This window comes from Aulosira sp. FACHB-615 (assembly GCF_014698045.1).
GTDB lineage: Bacteria > Cyanobacteriota > Cyanobacteriia > Cyanobacteriales > Nostocaceae > Nostoc_B.
In genome coordinates this window covers 66,491-85,743 of sequence record NZ_JACJSE010000023.1, presented here as the reverse complement: position 1 = coordinate 85,743, position 19,253 = coordinate 66,491, and the positions used below count along the sequence as shown (strand labels likewise).

At 42.3% G+C, this 19,253-nt stretch carries 14 protein-coding genes; 9 read left to right on the top strand and 5 right to left on the bottom strand.

Going from position 1 to position 19,253, the window contains the following annotated elements:
- Positions 1–9: 9 nt before the first annotated feature.
- The 3 genes from H6G77_RS26360 (at position 10) to panB (ending at position 4,825) form a co-directional block, all read left to right on the top strand.
- The gene (locus tag H6G77_RS26360; protein ID WP_190590878.1) at positions 10–2,166 is read left to right on the top strand and encodes a polyribonucleotide nucleotidyltransferase; all 2,157 of its coding nucleotides are present in this window, start codon (positions 10–12) and stop codon (positions 2,164–2,166) included.
- A gap of 595 nt (positions 2,167–2,761) precedes the next feature.
- Positions 2,762–3,883, top strand: a complete 1,122-nt coding sequence (locus H6G77_RS26355) for a two-component regulator propeller domain-containing protein (protein WP_190873121.1) — start codon at positions 2,762–2,764, stop codon at positions 3,881–3,883.
- A gap of 171 nt (positions 3,884–4,054) precedes the next feature.
- Positions 4,055–4,825, top strand: a complete 771-nt coding sequence (gene panB / locus H6G77_RS26350; RefSeq protein WP_190590882.1) for a 3-methyl-2-oxobutanoate hydroxymethyltransferase — start codon at positions 4,055–4,057, stop codon at positions 4,823–4,825.
- Positions 4,826–4,991: 166 nt separating this feature from the next.
- Here panB and lepB read toward each other — a convergent pair whose 3' ends face one another.
- The 3 genes from lepB to metH form a co-directional block, all read right to left on the bottom strand.
- Positions 4,992–5,564, bottom strand: a complete 573-nt coding sequence (gene lepB, locus H6G77_RS26345; protein WP_190590884.1) for a signal peptidase I — start codon at positions 5,562–5,564, stop codon at positions 4,992–4,994.
- Positions 5,565–5,698: 134 nt separating this feature from the next.
- Complete coding sequence (locus tag H6G77_RS26340; protein WP_190590886.1) at positions 5,699–6,118, bottom strand: hypothetical protein; 420 nt, start codon at positions 6,116–6,118, stop codon at positions 5,699–5,701.
- Between the two features lie 503 nt (positions 6,119–6,621).
- Positions 6,622–10,155 (bottom strand): methionine synthase, encoded by a 3,534-nt coding sequence (metH, locus tag H6G77_RS26335; RefSeq protein ID WP_190873120.1) that lies wholly within the window; start codon positions 10,153–10,155, stop codon positions 6,622–6,624.
- A 181-nt stretch (positions 10,156–10,336) separates the two neighbouring features.
- Between metH and H6G77_RS26330 the strand changes: the two genes are divergently transcribed.
- The 6 genes from H6G77_RS26330 to H6G77_RS26305 all read left to right on the top strand — a co-directional run bounded on the left by H6G77_RS26330 (position 10,337) and on the right by H6G77_RS26305 (position 14,907).
- Positions 10,337–11,140, top strand: a complete 804-nt coding sequence (locus tag H6G77_RS26330; RefSeq protein WP_190873119.1) for a hypothetical protein — start codon at positions 10,337–10,339, stop codon at positions 11,138–11,140.
- A 9-nt stretch (positions 11,141–11,149) separates the two neighbouring features.
- Positions 11,150–11,572: a DUF488 domain-containing protein gene (locus H6G77_RS26325; RefSeq protein WP_190873118.1), complete on the top strand. Its 423-nt coding sequence runs from the start codon at positions 11,150–11,152 to the stop codon at positions 11,570–11,572.
- Between the two features lie 305 nt (positions 11,573–11,877).
- On the top strand, positions 11,878–12,222 hold the full coding sequence (locus H6G77_RS26320) for a hypothetical protein (protein ID WP_190590891.1): 345 nt from the start codon (positions 11,878–11,880) through the stop codon (positions 12,220–12,222).
- A 61-nt stretch (positions 12,223–12,283) separates the two neighbouring features.
- The gene (locus H6G77_RS26315; protein ID WP_190590892.1) at positions 12,284–13,057 is read left to right on the top strand and encodes a GTP-binding protein; all 774 of its coding nucleotides are present in this window, start codon (positions 12,284–12,286) and stop codon (positions 13,055–13,057) included.
- On the top strand, positions 13,054–13,863 hold the full coding sequence (locus tag H6G77_RS26310; RefSeq protein ID WP_190674653.1) for a metallophosphoesterase: 810 nt from the start codon (positions 13,054–13,056) through the stop codon (positions 13,861–13,863). The genes H6G77_RS26315 and H6G77_RS26310 overlap by 4 nt, the downstream gene beginning before the upstream one ends.
- A gap of 279 nt (positions 13,864–14,142) precedes the next feature.
- On the top strand, positions 14,143–14,907 hold the full coding sequence (locus H6G77_RS26305; protein ID WP_190590895.1) for a metallophosphatase: 765 nt from the start codon (positions 14,143–14,145) through the stop codon (positions 14,905–14,907).
- Positions 14,908–15,132: 225 nt separating this feature from the next.
- Here H6G77_RS26305 and trxA read toward each other — a convergent pair whose 3' ends face one another.
- Together trxA and H6G77_RS26295 are read right to left on the bottom strand one after the other, a co-directional pair.
- On the bottom strand, positions 15,133–15,465 hold the full coding sequence (gene trxA / locus H6G77_RS26300) for a thioredoxin (protein ID WP_190873117.1): 333 nt from the start codon (positions 15,463–15,465) through the stop codon (positions 15,133–15,135).
- A 439-nt stretch (positions 15,466–15,904) separates the two neighbouring features.
- Positions 15,905–19,027: an MFS transporter gene (locus H6G77_RS26295; protein WP_190873116.1), complete on the bottom strand. Its 3,123-nt coding sequence runs from the start codon at positions 19,025–19,027 to the stop codon at positions 15,905–15,907.
- Between the last annotated feature and the right edge of the window lie 226 nt (positions 19,028–19,253).

Genomic DNA, 19,253 nt, shown 5'->3' with positions numbered 1-19,253 from the left:
AAAAACTGAATGGCAGAAGTTGAAAAGTCAATATCCTTTGATGGACGGGATATTCGACTGAAGTTAGGCCTACTAGCTCCCCAAGCTGGTGGGTCGGTTTTGATAGAATCAGGGGATACAGCTGTTTTGGTAACAGCTACGCGATCAGAAGCCAGAGAAGGCATTGATTTTCTGCCCCTTACCGTAGACTACGAAGAAAGACTTTATGCAGCAGGTAGAATTCCTGGTGGGATTATGCGCCGGGAAGGTCGTCCACCGGAAAAAGCAATTCTCACCAGCCGTCTCATAGACCGTCCTCTGCGTCCTTTGTTCCCTTCATGGTTGCGGGATGACCTGCAAGTTGTGGCTTTAACATTATCAATGGATGAGTTAGTGCCACCTGATGTTTTAGCAGTTACTGGTGCTTCTATAGCGACCTTAATTGCCCAAATTCCCTTTAACGGGCCAATGGCAGCCGTAAGGGTAGGGTTAGTAGGAGATGATTTTATTATCAATCCTACTTATGCAGAAATTGAAGCCGGAGACCTGGACTTGATCGTAGCTGGTTCGCCAGAAGGCGTAATCATGATTGAGGCAGGAGCCAATCAGTTGCCAGAACGAGATATTATCGAAGCGATTGATTTTGGCTATGAAGCAGTACGCGATTTAATTAAAGCCCAGCAAGATATCATTGCTGATTTGGGTTTGCAAATCATTCACCAAGCACCACCAGAGGTAGACCAAACCCTGGAAAATTATATCCGCGATCGCGCCAACGACGAGATTAAGAAAATTCTGTCTCAATTTACATTTACTAAAACTGAGCGTGATACTGCTTTAGATGCAGTTAAAGATACCATCCAAACTGCGATCGCTGAATTATCAGAAGAAGATCCCGTTCGCGTTGCGGCTACTGCTGACCCCAAAGCAGTGGGTAAGACTTTTAAAGAAATCACCAAATATTTCATGCGCCGTCAAATCGTTGAAGACAACGTGCGCGTTGATGGTCGCAAACTTGATGAAGTCCGTCCGGTTTCTTGTCAAGTTAGTGTCTTACCAAAACGAGTCCACGGTAGCGGTTTATTTAATCGCGGACTGACTCAGGTATTATCCAACTGTACCCTTGGTACTCCCGGAGATGCCCAAAACCTCAACGACGACCTCCAAACCGACCAATCTAAACGTTACCTCCACCATTACAACTTCCCTCCCTTCTCCGTTGGCGAAACCAAACCATTACGCGCCCCTGGTAGAAGGGAAATTGGTCACGGCGCTTTAGCAGAACGCGCAATTTTACCAATTCTGCCACCCAAAGAACAATTTCCTTATGTAATTCGGGTAGTTTCCGAAGTACTTTCTTCCAACGGTTCCACCTCAATGGGTTCGGTTTGCGGTTCTACCCTCGCCTTGATGGATGCTGGTGTCCCAATTATCAAACCCGTTAGCGGTGCAGCAATGGGTCTGATTAAAGAAGGTGATGAAGTCCGCGTTTTGACTGATATTCAGGGCATTGAAGACTTTTTAGGTGATATGGACTTCAAAGTTGCTGGAACAGATGCTGGGATTACAGCCTTACAAATGGATATGAAAATCTCTGGTCTGCCTTTGGAGACCATAGCCCAAGCCATTCACCAAGCCAAAGATGCCCGGTTGCACATTTTAGATAAAATGCTGCAAACCATCGACCAACCACGTACCGAAACATCACCCTACGCACCACGTCTGCTGACTATCAAGATTGACCCAGACATGATTGGTCTAGTCATCGGCCCTGGTGGTAAGACAATTAAAGGCATTACAGAAGAAACTGGTGCCAAAATTGACATTGAGGATGATGGTACAGTGACTATCTCTGCCGTCGATGAAAGCAAAGCCAAGAAAGCGCGGAACATTATCCAAGGAATGACTCGCAAGCTGCATGAAGGGGATGTCTACGCGGGTCGCGTTACGCGAATTATCCCAATTGGTGCTTTCGTGGAGTTTTTACCCGGTAAGGAAGGAATGATCCACATTTCTCAACTGGCTGATTATCGCGTCGGCAAAGTCGAAGATGAAGTTGCAGTTGGTGATGAAGTGATTGTCAAAGTGCGTGAGATTGACGGCAAAGGCCGAATTAATCTCACACGTTTGGGTATTCATCCAGACCAAGCAGCTGCGGCCAGAGAAGCTGCGGCAGTAAATCGATAAATCGATTTGGGATTTTAGAGATGATCTAAAATCCGCGATGCCTTTGTTGTAGGCATCGCCGTAGCTTTTTTAAAATATCAATTAACAATAAGCCGGACGACTGAAGTCGCGTCTAGATGAACGAAGCCTGCCTAGCCTACGGCAAAGCCCCAGCCGAACGCAGGCTAAAAAAATTATAAGTTGTATCTATACAATCAATGTTTAACAGCCTAATTTTGGGAATTATAAAAATAGGTTCTCAGAACTTTTTGCGATTATGCCTTTAACAAGGTAAAAAATACTTTAGGACTTACGCAAGAACCCTCTCAAATCCTCTTAACTTCGTGTCCTACCCTGCGGGAAGCCGCTATCGCGTCTATGCGCCCTTTGCGGTTCGTTTTTTCATGATTTTGCGTAAGTCCTGTACTTAACAAATCTAGATTATTTAAAATATCGCATCCTTGACTCAAGTGCTTAAACCGAAATGCTTAATCAGTAATTTCTGGGAAAAATACCTGAAGACGATTTAAACAATATCAACAAAGGGAATACTGAGTTTAACCGCCTGCCAATTTAGGTAATGGCTAAACTTACTGTCTTTTGAGGAAATGTCACCGTGGTATTGTTTCGCAAGCATATAAGTTTTTTGACGACTTCGATTTTGCTGGGGTTGATGACTTTACCAAACATTGGCCTGGTAATGATGACAAATCCAGCCCAGGCGCAAACCAATAGTGAAAATCCATCAACTCTGACTCCAGATGTTCAGCGATCGCAAGTGACTCCTTCTTACCCAGCTTCTGCACCACCGCCACAAGTTAAACCTTTACCAGACGAGAGAAATCTGGAGGAAAGGTCAATAGAAACAGATTACCGTGTCAGTAACTTGCTGAAAGACTTTAAAGGAAATTTGTGGGTGGGTTATTGGCGGGGATTATCGCGGATTGACCCCAAGACAGGTAAAATATTAGCGCGGGTAAATTTACCGAATGTGGCGATCGGTGCTTTAGCTCAAGACAAAGTGGGGCGTTTATGGGTAGGAACTTATGAAGGACTGAAGCGAGTTGACCCCCGGACAAATGAAATTACAGCGCAGAATTTGTTTTTACCTTCCAAGCGGGTGTTGTCGATGTTAGTTGACAAGCGCGGTTACTTGTGGGTGGGTACTGATAGCGGTTTAGCTTTAATTAGTCCTGACCAAGGCTTAATTATGACGACAGTGAAAAATTTACCTGGAGTCAGCGCCAACACCTTAACTTTAGATGCAGAAGGTCAACTGTGGGTGGGGACTTTAGATGGTTTGGTACGTGTAAATACTACCAACGCTTATATTATGAAGCGGATTGACGGTTTACCCGGTACAACAGTGCAAACTTTAGCTATTAGTCCAGAAGGGTTAATTTGGGCGGGAATGGCTAACAATTTGCTGGTAATTGACCCAAAAACAGATAAAGTATTGCGATCGGTGACTCCATTGCGGGGACGGAATGTCACAGCAATCAAATTTGCCCAAGATGGTAGTGTTTGGGTAGGGACAAACAATGGTTTGTTACGATTAAATCCACACACAGGCGCACTTTTAGATCAAGTTGCAGGACTCCCTTCTAGTCGAGTGCTTGCGCTTGTACCAGATATTAGTAATAAATTATGGATCGGCACTAGTGAAGGTTTAGCTTGGTTAATGCCCAAAATGGGTGGTGCAAAACCCCATCTTGCTTTTACTCGTGCAGTGAAATGAGGGAGTGGTGAGTTGGGAATGGGGAATAGTAATTCCTTGTTTCCTCTCCCTACTCCCTACTCCCTACTCCCTACTCCCTACTCCCTACTCCCTACTCCCTACTCCCTACTCCCTACTCCCTACTCCCTACTCCCTACTCCCTACTCCCTACTCCCTACTCCCCAGTCAAAAATGCCAGTTACTACCCAGCAATTAATTCAATGGAAACAACAGGGACGTGCGATCGCAGCGTTAACTGCTTGGGATTATGCGATCGCCCAACTGATCGACGCGGCTGGTGTAGACTTAATTTTGGTCGGAGACTCGATGGCGGTGGTTTTAGGTTATGAAACCACACTCCCCATTACCCTAGAGGAAATGCTATTTCATGCTAAAGCAGTACGTCGTGGTGTCAAACGCGCTTTAGTGGTGGTTGATTTACCATTCTTGACTTATCAAGAAAGTATTGCTCAAGCTATGCACTCAGCCGGCAGAATATTGAAGGAAACTGGAGCGCAAGCCGTCAAACTAGAAGGTGGCTATCCAGCGATGGTAGAAACCATAGCACGTTTAGTCCAGGCGGGAATCCCGGTGATGGGTCATGTGGGATTGACACCGCAATCAGTTCATCAACTAGGTTTGCGCCAACAAGGAAAGACTGAAGAACAAGCAGAGAGAATTTTAAATGAAGCGATCGCCTTAGAACAAGCGGGTGTCTTCTCCATTGTGTTAGAGCATATTCCCGCAGATTTGGCAAGGCAAATCACCGAAAAACTCAGCATTCCCACAATTGGGATTGGTGCTGGTTCCTACTGCGATGGTCAAGTGTTAGTCACTTCAGATGTTCTTGGTCTTTCCGCCAAGCAACCACCATTTGCTAAAACCTACACCAACCTGCGGGAAACAATTACTCAAGCGGTACAAGATTACACTATTGAAGTGCGGGAGAGAAAATTTCCGTAATTTTTATAGAGTGCTGAGTGCTGAGTGGGGGGAGACAAGGTAGAGAGGGGAGACAAGGTAGAGAGGGGAGACAAGGTAGAGGGGGAAGACAAGGTAGAAAGATTGCTTCCTTGTCCCCCGTGTCTCCCGTGTCCCCCAACTCCCAACTCCCAACTCCCACTTAAGATTAAATAAACCCAATGCGGTGTAATGGCCAAAAGCGAAATACGGCGCGACCGATGATATTTTGTCTAGGGAGAAAGCCCCAATAACGGGAATCGTTACTGTCGTTGCGGTTGTCTCCCATGACAAACAACTCATCTGGTGGAACCTGTACTGGCGGGAATGGCTGATTTGCTGGTTCAGCGATGTAATCTTCTAGCAAAGGTTGATTATTGAGATAAACTTTACCACCAGCCACTTTAATAATTTCCCCTGGTGTAGCAATTACCCGTTTAATAAAAGCTTGGTCTTTGGGGTAGCCGCGTTTCTGTAATTCTTCGGGGGCCTGAAAAACTACGATATCCCCAGTGGCGGGAGGTTGAAAATGGTAAGAAATTTTTTCGACCACCAAGCGATCGCCTTCATATAAAGTTGGCACCATAGAATCAGAAGGGATGTAGCGAGGTTCCGCCACAAAAGTTCTGATTAATACTGCCAATAATAAAGCGATCGCTACTAAAGTTAAATTTTCTCGCCAACCACGCCATGTTTTTGATGAGGTATTAGCTGCTTTTGTATCAGTTTCCTGGGGAATCATAGAATTTTTTAGCCAGTGCAAACAGTGGGATAAATGCCTTCTGCTATATTATTTACCAAATAAACAGGAATACCCATCACAACTACCTCATTTCCTCAAACAAATTCAATGATGGTTAATGATGGGTAGAAAAACTATTGCCACGGTGAAGAAGGTAGTTGGGCAATTGACTGCACAGCACAGCCTTCTAAAAATATGGGGACACGTCCACAATTAGGACATTTCATCACATCATCTTGTTGAGTATCAGGTTTATTTTTTGGTTTAGGTTTAGAATTTTGTGGTGTGAGAAAAATCACATCAATAGATAATGGAGTCGAACAATGACGACATTCACAAATTATTAACTGTCCGGCATCACTCGTTTGATAGACTTTTAGATGTTGTGTGGGATAAAATTTTTCTGGTTTTTCTGAGCTATCTGAGCTGTCGTATCTTTCGGATCTTTCGTATCTTTCGGATCTTTCGTATCGTTCTGATCTTTCTGACCTTTCGTATCGTTCTGATCTTTCGGGTTTTTCTGGTTTTGATTGTTCTTCAAGCTTTTCAGACATCGGTTTGACCATGTTTCCTTACAGAGCATTCAATTGAATTTTGAGGTACTGTTAGTGCAGCATTAACATTTAAGAGACACTGCTGTGACTTCCGATTCAGAATGCAACTAAACACTTTTAGCACGCCATACTAAATACTACAACCCCAGATTCTACTCATCCGCAGAATACAGATGTGGGAGGAAAAAGGTTATGACTGGCGCAAAATTATGGAAAAACGAACCGCAAAGGACGCATAGACACGAAGTGGCTTCCCGAAGGGTAGGACACAAAGTTATAAGAGTTTAAGAGAGTTTTTGCGTCAGTACTCAAGGTTTAAGGGTGAAGGAACGGAACCAACCCAACATTCACGCATACTTTGTTGGGTTACGCTATCGCTACACCCAACCTACTATTCTCTTAACTGTAGAGAATGGGTGTAGGGGTTTAGGGGTGTAAGGGTTGTGAATACCTCACCCTGGTTACTGAGTGCAGCCGAAGTACACCCTCACACCCTTAATTACCTATGCACTAAAGTACTTCGCTACTGGGTGGTAGGTAATAATTGCCGTTGTAGACTGTTCAGGATAAAGCTGTTCACTTTCATCCATATACAGATTAATTCTGCCAGTGTCTAACAACTCCAATTGCTTGTACTGGTCTTGCATATTGGGACAAGCTGGATAGCCAAAACTATAGCGTGAACCGCGATAGCGTTGGGCTAAAATATCCCGAATATTATCAGGTTCCTCAGCAGTAAAACCTAACTCCTGGCGAATTCTAGCGTGTGTCCACTCCGCTAAAGCCTCAGCCATCTGCACTGCTAAACCGTGGAAGTAGAGATAATCGGTGTATTGATTATCTGCAAACAGCTTTTGGGCGTATTCTGTCGCAATGTCACCCACAGTCACCGCCTGCATCGGGAAAACATCAATTATCCCCGACTCCTTGGGCGCAAAGAAATCTGCAATGCACAGCCTTTTGGAAGACTTTTGCCTCGGAAACTCAAAACTAGTTCTTACCTCCGCGCCCTCTGCGCCTCGGCGGTTCGTTTCATAGACATACAGCGTATTCCCCTCAGACTGACAAGGAAAATAACCGTAAATTACGTGAGGATGTAACAAATTCTCCTCAATAATGCACTGCTTCCAAGTTTCTAAAATTGGGTAAACTTTTGCATCTAAGAACGCCTGATATTCTTCCTTTGATTGTTCCTTCGGCTTACGGAATTGCCATTGTCCCGCAATTAAAGCTTGCAAATCCAAATACCAGAATAATTCTTCTAAAGGAATATCCGCAGGCTGTAATAACTTGCTTCCCCAGAATGGCGGCGTGGGACGTTCTATATCTACTGCGATCGCTTCGGAACGTCTTGTATCAATGGGGAGTGGGGAGTGGGGAATGGGGAGTGGGGAGTCTTTGGTGATGACTTGGTTAGTAATTTCTGGTTCATCACTGACTTCATCCAAAAATCCTTGCAAGTCATCCCAATTACCAGCAGCTTTGGCTGGCATTAATTTATCCATGAAATGCAAGTCAGAGAAAGCATCTTTGCCATAAACCACTTTACCTTTGTAAGTGTTTTGGCAATCATTATTGACAAACTTGGGAGTTAACGCCGCACCGCCTAAAATTACTGGGACAGTAATTCCCTTTTCGTTGAATACTTCCAAGTTTTCTTTCATGAAGGCAGTGGATTTCACCAGCAAGCCACTCATAGCAATACAATCGGCTTTATGTTGATTGTACGCCTCGATAATGTTTTCTACTGGCTGCTTAATTCCCAGGTTAATTACCTTGTAGCCGTTGTTAGAAAGAATGATATCTACTAGGTTTTTCCCAATGTCGTGGACATCACCTTTAACTGTGGCAATAATCACCTTGCCTTTAGCATTATTACCCGCCTCGGATTTTTCCATGAAGGGTTCTAGGTAAGCTACTGCCGCTTTCATGGTTTCGGCTGACTGCAAGACGAAGGGTAACTGCATTTGTCCTGAACCGAACAACTCACCGACTACTTTCATCCCATCTAGCAAGAAAGTATTGATAATCTCCAGTGGTTTGTAAGTTTCTAAGGCTTTGGTGAGGTGCTTTTCTAAACCAATGCGTTCGCCGTCAATGATATGGCGTTTGAGAATTTCTTCAATGGGGAGGTTTTCATCAACGCCTTTTTCCCGTTTCGCACTGACTCCAGCAAATAAGGTTGTGAGTTCGGCTAAGGGGTCATAAACGCAGACATCACCCTCAAATTTCCGTTCGTCGTAAATCAACTGGCGACAAACTTCTTGATGACGGGGTTCAATCTTCGCTAGTGGTAAGATTTTGTTGGCGCTAACAATTGCCGCATCCATTCCCGCCGCCATTGCTTCGTGCAGAAACATGGAGTTAAGGACGATACGCGCGGCGGCGGAAAGTCCAAAGGAAATATTCGACACACCCAAGATGACATGACATCCTGGTAATTCTTGGCGAATGCGGCGAATAGATGCAATGGTGGCTTTGCCGTTTTCTCTATCTTCTTCAATCCCCGTAGAAATTGGTAGAGCCAAGGTATCAAAGAATATTTCTGTAGCAGGGATGCCATATTCTACAGCTTGGCGGTAGGCACGTTGAGCAATTTGGAATTTTTTCTCCGCCGTCCGCGCCATACCTTCTTCATCAATCGTACCAATGACTACACCCGCACCGTACTTTTTCGCTAATTCCAGCACTTTCAAAAAGCGCGGTTCGCCGTCTTCGTAGTTGGTGGAGTTTAACAAACATTTACCACCCGCTACCTTTAACCCCGCCTCCATTTTTTCCCATTCGGTGGAGTCGAGCATTAAGGGTAAGGTAACATTATTCACGATGCGCGAAACGAGTTCGTGCATATCTCTCACGCCATCACGCCCCACATAATCGACGTTGACATCTAGGATGTGTGCGCCTTCTTTGACTTGCGCCCGCGCCATTGACACCAGTCCGTCCCAGTCTTCGGCGTTGAGTAAGTCGCGGCATTTTTTAGAACCACTGGCGTTGAGACGTTCACCGACAATTAAGAAAGAATTGTCTTGGGTGTAAGGTTGAGTTGTATATATTGATGCCGCCGCAGGTTCGAGGCTGGGCTGTCGAACTTTTGGCTTTAATTCTTTGGCGATTTCTGCTAGTTGTTGAATGTGTTCTGGACGTGTCCCACAGCAACCCCCGATCACTTGGACACCCAAATCTTCAACAAAGTGCATTAATGCCATCCGTAATTCTAGCGGTGTCAAGCGGTAGTGTGCTTGACCGCCAACGTTCTCCGGTAAACCCGCGTTAGGAATACAAGAAACCACAAACGGCGAATGTTCTGCCAAATACTTGATGTGTGGTTTCATCAAATCTGGGCCTGTGGCGCAGTTTAAACCGAGAATATCGATTTTATATGGTTCCAAAATGGTCAGGACAGCATTGATTTCTGTACCTACCAACATTGTTCCCATGCTTTCCATTGTCACCGATACCATCAACGGGATGCGATCGCCTTTCTTGGCAAAGGCTTCTTCTATCCCATTCAGTGCAGCTTTGATTTGCAGCACATCTTGGCAAGTTTCAACCAACAATAAATCAACACCGCCATCCATGAGGGCTTCGGCTTGTTCCGCAAAAGAAGCCTTCATGGTGTCAAAGTCAATATGTCCCAAGGTGGGGAGTTTGGTGGTGGGGCCGATGGAACCTGCAACAAAGCGGGGTTTTTCGGGTGTGGAAAATTCCGTCGCCACACGCTTGGCGAGTTCGGCGGCGGTTTTGCTGAGGTAGTAAGCTTGGTCTGCTAAGTCATACTCTGCCAGTACAATCGAGGTACTGCCAAAACTATCAGTTTCAATGACATCCGCACCAGCAGCGAGAAAGTCACGATGCACTTTAGCGACAGCTTCGGGTTTTGAATGAACTAAATATTCGTTACAACCTTCATATTGTGCGCCGCCGAAATCTTCAGCAGTCAGGTTTTGGGTTTGCAAGTTAGTCCCCATCGCCCCGTCAAAAACAATCACCGGGCTATCAGGACTACGCAGGCGTTCAAGGAAAGGATGAGTCATATTTTCCCAGAATAAATGAGGAAATGTAGTGAGTATTGTAATACTCGACTTAATTTATTATTTTCCATAATTGGCTGTGTTGTGACATGATGTCAGAGAAAAAGTTTGATATATACTAAAGCTGCGAATGTATCTGTATTGTGACTGTATATAATTAACTAGTTTTTATAAAGCTTTTTATATGGAAAGAAGAAAAATTTTGATTGCCACTAAAACATACCCTTCAATCAGCACAAAATATCAAGAAACCGTCTGTACGGCAGGAGTATTATTAGACGATGATGAAAAACCTCTGCAATGGATTCGCATTTATCCTATTCGTTTTCGTCAATTAGATTTTGATAAACGTTATCCAAGATGGTCTATTATCAGTGCTAAAATAGAAAGGAATGATAAAGATTATCGAGAGGAAAGTTTTCGTATAGATGATTCTTCCATAGAAATAATACGAAAAATTGATACTCGTAAAAATTGGGAAGCTCGAAAAGCGTTTGTTTTACCACTGCAATTTAAATCTATTAGACAAATTAAAGAGCAAGGAAAATCTCTTGGTATTATTAAACCCCAAACTATAAAAAAATACTTTTGTAAGGAGACAGAAAGAGAATGGAACCTAAAACAGCAATCAATATTGTATCAACTAGACTTGTTTGAACCTTCAGTACATTTAGAGAAGATTCCTTATAACTTTGGGTACGAATTTATTTCTCAAGATGGCGATAAACATCGTTTGACCATAAGTGATTGGGAAATTATGGAGCTTTATAGGAAATGTAGAGATCAATCAAGAGCAACAAGTGTGGAAAATAAAGAAAAGGAGGCGTTAGAAAAAGTCCGTCAAAAACTAGAAGATGATTTCTTAAAGAAAAAAGATTTATATTTTATTGTCGGCAACTTGAAAAACCATAAAAATAGCTTTATGATTATTGGGATATTTTATCCTCTATTAATAGAGAATTTAAATATTCAAACTGAATTATTTTAACAATAAAAAATGATGATTAAAGACTTGAACCGGATAAAATGTATATTGACATTTGGGTATGGTAATCGCAAAGATTATGCTGAATTCTTGGAATATTTAAGAAATTTTAATGTGGAATGTGTTGTTGATGTGAGAATGGTTCCTCGTGCTTGGAGTCGAAAATGGTACGGCGAGCAAATTAAAATATTATGTGAATCAAATAACATTGAATATATTTCTAAAACTGCTTTGGGTAATACTTCTGGTAAGGAAAATTGGATTCCTCTGAATCAGGAAGAAGCTGACCAAGCTTTACATGAGATTGCACAACTGGCTCAAAAAGGTAATATTTTACTTTTATGTGCTGAAATGAACCCAAATCGCTGTCACCGAAAAGAAGTCGCTCATTGCTTGGAAAGCTTGGTATCATTACCTGTGAAGCATTTGGGGTAGGATTTAGGGACGTTTAGGGACGAAAGAGACAAGGATGACAAGGGAAAGAAATGTTTGCAAGTCATTTAGGATTGTGATATTGTCTGCGATCGCTCATAATCTCAACTTACATACCAACGCGGAAATCCCATTTTAGAAGTCGGGGATCTGATGAATCATGAAGGATGTATGACAAGACTTGATTCCCAGTTGTTAGAAAAACCCAATAAACGTTATGTTGGTGAGGTTGCGAGATTAAAATAGCTGTAGCAAGCAATCAACAACACTTGTATCAGTTTTCACGCCTTGTTTAAGGATTACAGATAATGCGACCGATCAAAAGACCCATCAAACCAGCGACTTACATATCTTTTCTCTACATCTACCAAACTACTTGGGGAACGGCTGGTGATATCTGTTTAATCCGGGAATCCGTAGCAAATGAAGGTACAACCAAGTTTATCGGTCATAAAGTCCGGCTAGTAGTACCGAAATGGTTAGAACGCGATCGCGTGGCGCATTTTCCAGTAGTTAAGGTTGCTGGTAATGTCGGTGAAGGACACCCCAAAGAACATCCCTATGAATGGGAGGTGTATGAAGGTGTGGATCGAGAAATTGCGATCGCCGCTTTAAAACCTTGGGGCTTTAAGTTAATTGACCAACCAGAGTAACTCTTATTGCCACTAAAAAGTAATATGTTTAATATTACATAAAAATGATTATCATTCTATTATGGCTAAACCAACGATCACCGTCATTGTTGGCACATCTGGCGCTGGAAAAACTACCTGGATTTGCCAACAGTTAAGAGATATGAGTGCTGTTGACCAAGTAATTTATTTCAGCCCTGGTACTGGGACTGTTCCCATCGACCAAACCCTCATAGCAACTGAGTTTCCGGGGATAAAAGTTTTTGGAGAAGGTCAGGAAACTGAATTTCTCAGCCAAATACCCCAAGCTGAAGCAGTGTATTTAGAATTAGGTTTTTATTTTGAGTTAGGAGCGATCGCCCAAATTTTAGGTAATCAAAATTACCATGCTGTCGCGGTCTTACCACCCAATCTGAGCAACTCTGAATATCACACTTGGGCAACCGAAATTATACCAGGCGCACCAGCCCCAACAAATCAGGCTGGAAGTTTATGGCGGATAGCCAGCAACGGTCAAGTCGTGGATGAAACCAGTTTAGAAGAATTTTGGTACGAAATTACCCACGGTGCTTACGGTGTAGTCAGCCGCGCCAAAGGTATTTTTGATGTTAACGATGGTCGTTCCATTTACTGTGATTTTGTGGCTGGTGTTCCCCAAACAGATTTTCTGGAATTAGACCTACCACGCTGCTTGGATGGTAGACCGCAGCGTTTCAGTGGTTTGGAAGTGGTAGGACAAAACTTAGATGAAGCAAATTTAAAACAAACCTTACTAGATTGCTGTTTATCTGATGGGTTGATTTCCCAATACCAACAACAAGTACAGCAAATTTTATTGCAAGGGGAATTAGTATGAAAATCGCCGTTATGTCATGTATTCATGGCAATTACACCGCCTTAGACGCGGTATTACTAGATATCGACCAGCAAAAAGCTGAGAAAATCTTTTGTGTTGGTGATTTAGTTGGCTATGGGCCGCATCCCAACGCAGTAATTAGCCAAATTCGCTCTTTGGATATTCCCACCTGTGTCGGTTGTTGGGATGAAGATATTATCGAAGGATTGAACTCTTGTGAGTGTAGCTATCCTTCATTATTGGCAGAAAAAAGAGGTATCAAGGCTCATGAATGGACTAACAAAGAAATTCATCCAGAGAACCGCGAATTTTTAGCCCAATTACCCCACAGTCTCAAACAAGAAAATTTAGCCTTTGTTCATGGTAGCCCTTACAGCAACCATGAGTATTTGTTACCAGAAATCGATGCTTTTACAGCACTAGAACGTGTACTTGCTACAGAAGCAGATGTGCTGTTTTGTGGTCATACCCATGTACCTTATGCTCGAACTTTAGATGCAGGTCAGTTACAAATCAAGGTTGCTCAAGGAGAAACAGCACAAGAAATTAACTTTAACTCGCCTCTGAAACGAATTGTTAATGTTGGTTCCGTAGGTGAACCGCGACATGGTAGACCAAACGCCACCTATGTAATTTACGACACAGATACTCAAGATATTCAACTGCGAGAAGTACCTTACGATTATCAAAAAACCTGTGCAGCCATTATCGAGAAAGGTTTACCAGCCATTTTTGCTTGGCGTTTAGCAAATGGGTTGGAGTATGCAGAACGAGCCGATGACCCAACTCATGTATGTACAAGGTAATTTCTATCTTTTATGAGTTGAAAGTGCTGAGTCACTTCGACTACGCTCAGTGACCATAAGGAATTGTTAACAGACTTGTGCTATGGCAATCCTAAATGATTCACAAACATCTCTCTACCTTGTCTACCTTGTCTCCTTTGTTTATGTTTCAAATAAGACTGCTATAGGACTATTCTTTCTTTTTGACCTTTTACTTTTGCCTTGTTGTACTAGCTTTGTGAAATCAGTTTCATCGGGGCTTCCTTCCCATTCCTCTGTATTATTAAAAAATCAACGATTATGAATAAATGGGCGATTTTGAGTGGCATTACCGGGAATCTTGCCGCCTATGAGGCTGTAATGGCAGATATTAAACGTTACGGTCATCAGATAGAAGCTTTGTATATTTTAGGTGATTTGGTAGGGCCAAGACCTGAAACAGAAAAGTTAATTGAACGAGTCATGAACCCAAGACGGGGAGAATTAGAACCCTTAATTTGTAAGGGATGGTGGGAAGAACAATGTTTGATTTTGCATGGTTTGGGGGCGAGTGGGGATGCTCCAGAATTAATTGCCAAATATGGGGGTGATACCGTAAAACTACTGTGGGATAGTGTTTCTCGCAAGACTGTACAATGGTTGCGATCGCTCGACTTTGGTTTTTTTGAATTAGATTGTTTGTTAATCCACGGTTCAACAGTCAGTGTGGCTGAAGAATTAACTCCCGAAACACCGCCAATTCAAATGTTTGATAGACTGTCGCGGATGCAAGCAAATAATTTGTTTTGCGGTCGTTCTGGTTTAACCTTTCAATATCAATTGCAAACCGGTTCAATTACCACAGGTCTTACAACACTTGATTCCCAACATTCTCAGCAAATTATTACCGTCTCCCCTCGTCAAGTCATCGGTGTTGGTAACGTAGGATGCACACAGGGACAAGCAACTTACACTCTTTATCACCCTAGTAGCAATCAAGTGGAATTTAAAACTGTATATTACGGGAGTAATAAAGGATTTAACAGTCAATCTGCGGGTAAAAAGGCGAAATCTAGCATCTATTAATGAGTAATGGTCAAGCAAGATTCTTTTTTTAGTTTGCGGCTGTTCAGATCCCCGACTTTTTGAAAAAGTCGGGGATCTACGACACATCATAATTTGTGTGGTGGACTAATAGTTGAGCTTGATTAATAAGGTTAAAATACTCGCTACAGCGTATTTTAGGTACATAAGGTACAAGGGTAAAACCCAAAACTATGTGGAGACGTTACATATAACGTCTCTACTTTGTTAAAGAAGGTTGTCAACAGCTTCTTTAAACTGTTCGTAAGGTGAAACTCCAATAATTTTTTCGACTAAATCACCATCTTTAAAGATTAAAATGGCGGGAATACTGCGAAGAGCATATTGTTTAAATAGTGGTTTGTTTTTATCTACGTCTACTTTAACGACTTTAGCGCGTCCGTTGTATTCTGTTGCAAGTTGTTCCATTAAGGGACTGACAAGGCGACAGGGGCCGCACCAAGTAGCAGTAAAATCAACAACTAGAATTTTCTCTTGAGTTAAAAGGGTATAAAATTCACTTTCTTGAATATCGGCAACTGTACCAGCTTCGGTAGACATTTTTAAATCCCTCAATATTAAATTCAATAACTAAGTAACTATACAGAGTATATAGGTAGGAGCGATCGCAAAACGGCTTTAATCTGAGTTTTGAGCGATCGCAGCAATGAAAAAGCCAATACAGTTAGATTAAGCTGATGAGAGTTGATTTCTCAATTTCTGCTCTGCATATCAGAAAATGAGCAAGATTTGGGGGAGAATCCCCCAAGCCCCCGATTGGGGGACGGTTGCGTCCCCCAAACCCCCTCCAAAATCATTTTTTAGTTTTGATTTGAAAGCTTGAATACCAGGAATAGTAGGACTTTTCTTCCTGCTTCCTGCCTCAACCGCGTAGCGGTAAGTCAAAAGGCAAAAGTAAAAAGGCAAAAATGAAGAATACTTTTGACTTTTGGTTTTTTACTTTTGACTTCTCCGGCTTTGCCGGAGTGCCTTCTGCCTTCTATCCAATAGCTGAGATAGTTAAACCTGTAACAGCTATAGCACCAGCGATCGCACTTGCAACCAGAGAGGTGAGTGCTGTTCCAAATAACCACCAAGCGGCGTTAGCAACGGTTTTTTTGGTTTCTTCGGCTTGTTTTTTGGCTTGGTGTTGGATGCTGTGTAAACGTTCTTTGGTGATTTGCTGAATGCGTTCGGCGCGTTGCAGGACACTATTGCGGGCGGATTCGATTTGGTTGATAATGCGGTTAGCGTCTTCCTGAGAAATGTCTTCCCGCGAACTGAGGACAGCAACTAAGGTATCACGGTCAAATTCACTCAGGCGATCGCGCAAGGCTTCAAATCCGGCTTGGGGGTCATCAAACAATTTGGCAAAATCATGTTTAATCCCTTCATAATTTAGCTCAGGACGATCCAAGGAATTGAGATAGCTACGGATTCTGTTTCTGACTCGTTCGGTTGCTGATTGTACAGCTTGTTGAATCTGCCGATATTGATTTACAACTGCATCCCGCGCCGATAATGTTTGATCAGCAATGCGGTTAACATCTTCTTCAGAAATATCCTCACGTTGGGATAGTAATGCCACAATTGTGGAACGGTCAACTTGAGACAAGCGATCGCTTAAACTACCAACTCCAGCGCGGGGGTCTCGCAACAGCAGTTGTAAATCACGTTTAATGCTGTCTGGGTTGAGTTCTTCTTTATTGGTGTGACGTAGGTAATCTTCGAGATTTTTTTCAAAATCTACAACTTGCTGAACAGTACGGTTTGCCAAGCGGCGCGGCGCTTTAATAATGTTAGTAATCGCCTCTTGTGTTTGGTCAATTAGTTTTTCTACTTGTTCTTCGCTTAAGTCTCCCCGTTGGCTGACGAGTTTAACTAAAGTTTCGCGGTCAACTTGCGACAAGCGATCGCGGATTGCAGAAATTCCTTCTCGCGGATCAACCAGTAATTTTTCTAAATCTCGGCGGATACCTTCGGGGTCAAGTTCTTCTAAGTTAGTATTGCGGAGATATTCAGCAATTTGAGTTGTGGTTTGTTCGTACTGTTCTTTAGCTTTATCTGCTACAACTTGCGGGGTTTGCAAGATGTTATCCCTGGCTGATTCTAGCTGATCAATAATTTGGTTAACTTCATCCTCATTCAAGTCTTGACGCTGAGAAAGCAGACTGACTAAAGTATCACGATCAAACTGCGATAAACGCTGACGCAACAAGTTAAATCCGGCTTGGGGGTCTTGCAGTAAAGTGCTGAAATCGCGGCGAATACCTTCAGGATTTAATTCTTCCTTATTAGTATTGCGTAAATAATCTTCGACTCTTTGGCGTAAGTTTTCAGTTTGGGTTGTCGCTTGTTCCTGTAATTGATTTAAAACAGAATCCCGGACACTCTCTAAGTTATTTAGCAAATTATTAGCTTCTTCATCACTGAAATCTTGACGCTGCTGTAAAACTTGCAGCAAGACATCACGAGCCAATCCTTGGAAGCGTTCATTTAAATCATCAAAATCAGCGTTTAATTCTGTGATTAAGTTAGCAAAATCTCGCTCAACAGCTTCAGGATTCAATTCTTCTTTACTTGTAGAACGCAGATAATTTTCGATGCGGTTCCGCAAATCTTGACTCTTATCTTTAACTTCCGCCTGTTGCAAAGTTGTTAACACTTCTTGGCGAATTTCTTCCATTTGTTGAGCAATTTCTTTGACTCGAACTTCGCTAATATCACTCCGACGGATCAGTAAATTCGCAAACTCTTCTTGGTTGAAATCTTCTAATTCTCGCCGCATAGTTGCTGCATCTGCTTGCGGGTCATAAATCACATCCCGAAATTCATCTTTAATAGTGATGCGGTTAAAGTGCCAAGGTAAAGAGTTTTTAACGTAATCTTCTACATCTTGACGGTAATGAGAATTGGATAAATTACCTCGTCTTTGCGTAGTTTTTGCAATAGTTTCTTGCAGTTGATGAGATATGTTTTCGATATCCAAATCTTGAACTTTATCTTTCAGTTTTTGTAACTGATTGGTGATTTTATTCACATCTATATCAGGGGCATTTAGTCGTTCTAAGACTACTGGTAAAGCAGCAGTTAAACCAGTTTGAATGGCTTTGCTGATACCGCCATTATTGCCATTACCGTTACCACCAACAGTCACTAATTCTTGCAAGCGATCGCCTAATTCATCTGATTGCAATTCTTCGGGGGTTGCCGATGTAATTAAGTTAATGACTTGCTGTGCTGGGTTGCGTCGTGCCGAAGTTTGATTCCAAGCCGCTTCTAATTGGTCAGCAATTTTATTCACATCAGCTTTCGAGAAATTTGTGCGATCGCTAATTAAATCAACAAAAGTTTGGCGATTGAAATTTTGTGTCAAATTTTCCGGTAGAGATTGCCAATCGATATCACCAAAAATCTGATCAAATTGTTTGCGGATATCTTTGAAATCTAGTTGCGGTTTTTGCAAAGTACTTAAAGAACTTTGCAGCGTATTTTGAATACTATCAACATCAAACCCAGAAGTTAACTCTCTGCGAACGGCGGCTGTAATATCTTCCGCAGTCGAAACCATCTGTTGTTTAGCAAAATTTGCACCAATCGCACTAGTCGCAGTTCCCATTAATGCTTTGATACCACTATTAGCAGTATTCGCCACTGCACCAATTAAAGAACCGACTGTGGAAGAACCAAACCAAACAATTATTGAAAAATACGCTGACCAAATAACTACACCAATAATTGCGCCTAAAAATGCACTATCTATTAAGCTAAGTTTGACAGCCAAAAAGCAAGCAATAAATAATGCAGTAGTGGCGCTAATTAATGCCCAAAAACCAACTTTATTTTCTACTTTGCGAATTGTAGTACCTAAGCTTTCGTCATCATCACTAGAAGATGAATCATCATCGGTGGCAGAAATTATTGCTGCTAATGCAAAGTTGGTTAATAACAGTTGAAAAGCAAATGCCATTAAGACACCAGCCACCAACGAAACTAAAAATTTCGGCCCAGAAAAAACCACTGATGCTTGTTCGGGAGTTAGTATTTCTTGCACCTCGGTTATGGCTGCTAATCCATTATTCAGCCAATCCCATCCTAAAAAATTTTCGACAATTTGAAGCATAGTATTTTCTCATTCATGCTCAATAAATGCCAGTTACTTTGTAAATAACCGGCTACTTCCTACGCTAAGTACCAAATTCTTTAGCTGACACTTTCTTAGGGGGTAAAGTCTGTTTCCGAAAGTCGTAGTTTTATAGTTGGAGGCAGTGATTTGGCTCCTTTCGACTGCGCTTAAAGCACGTCGCTCACCAATCGAAGTAAAACATGATTATCTTCTATAGGACTCA

Bases quoted from the DNA above. Each gene is read 5' to 3' on its own strand.
- lepB (WP_190590884.1), bottom strand. From the start codon at position 5,564: ATGATTCCCCAGGAAACTGATACAAAAGCAGCTAATACCTCATCAAAA.
- H6G77_RS26360 (WP_190590878.1), top strand. From the start codon at position 10: ATGGCAGAAGTTGAAAAGTCAATATCCTTTGATGGACGGGATATTCGA.
- metH (WP_190873120.1), bottom strand. From the start codon at position 10,155: ATGACTCATCCTTTCCTTGAACGCCTGCGTAGTCCTGATAGCCCGGTG.
- H6G77_RS26320 (WP_190590891.1), top strand. From the start codon at position 11,878: ATGCGACCGATCAAAAGACCCATCAAACCAGCGACTTACATATCTTTT.
- H6G77_RS26305 (WP_190590895.1), top strand. From the start codon at position 14,143: ATGAATAAATGGGCGATTTTGAGTGGCATTACCGGGAATCTTGCCGCC.
- trxA (WP_190873117.1), bottom strand. From the start codon at position 15,465: ATGTCTACCGAAGCTGGTACAGTTGCCGATATTCAAGAAAGTGAATTT.
- H6G77_RS26340 (WP_190590886.1), bottom strand. From the start codon at position 6,118: ATGTCTGAAAAGCTTGAAGAACAATCAAAACCAGAAAAACCCGAAAGA.
- H6G77_RS26310 (WP_190674653.1), top strand. From the start codon at position 13,054: ATGAAAATCGCCGTTATGTCATGTATTCATGGCAATTACACCGCCTTA.
- H6G77_RS26295 (WP_190873116.1), bottom strand. From the start codon at position 19,027: ATGCTTCAAATTGTCGAAAATTTTTTAGGATGGGATTGGCTGAATAAT.
- H6G77_RS26315 (WP_190590892.1), top strand. From the start codon at position 12,284: ATGGCTAAACCAACGATCACCGTCATTGTTGGCACATCTGGCGCTGGA.
- panB (WP_190590882.1), top strand. From the start codon at position 4,055: ATGCCAGTTACTACCCAGCAATTAATTCAATGGAAACAACAGGGACGT.
- H6G77_RS26325 (WP_190873118.1), top strand. From the start codon at position 11,150: ATGATGATTAAAGACTTGAACCGGATAAAATGTATATTGACATTTGGG.
- H6G77_RS26330 (WP_190873119.1), top strand. From the start codon at position 10,337: ATGGAAAGAAGAAAAATTTTGATTGCCACTAAAACATACCCTTCAATC.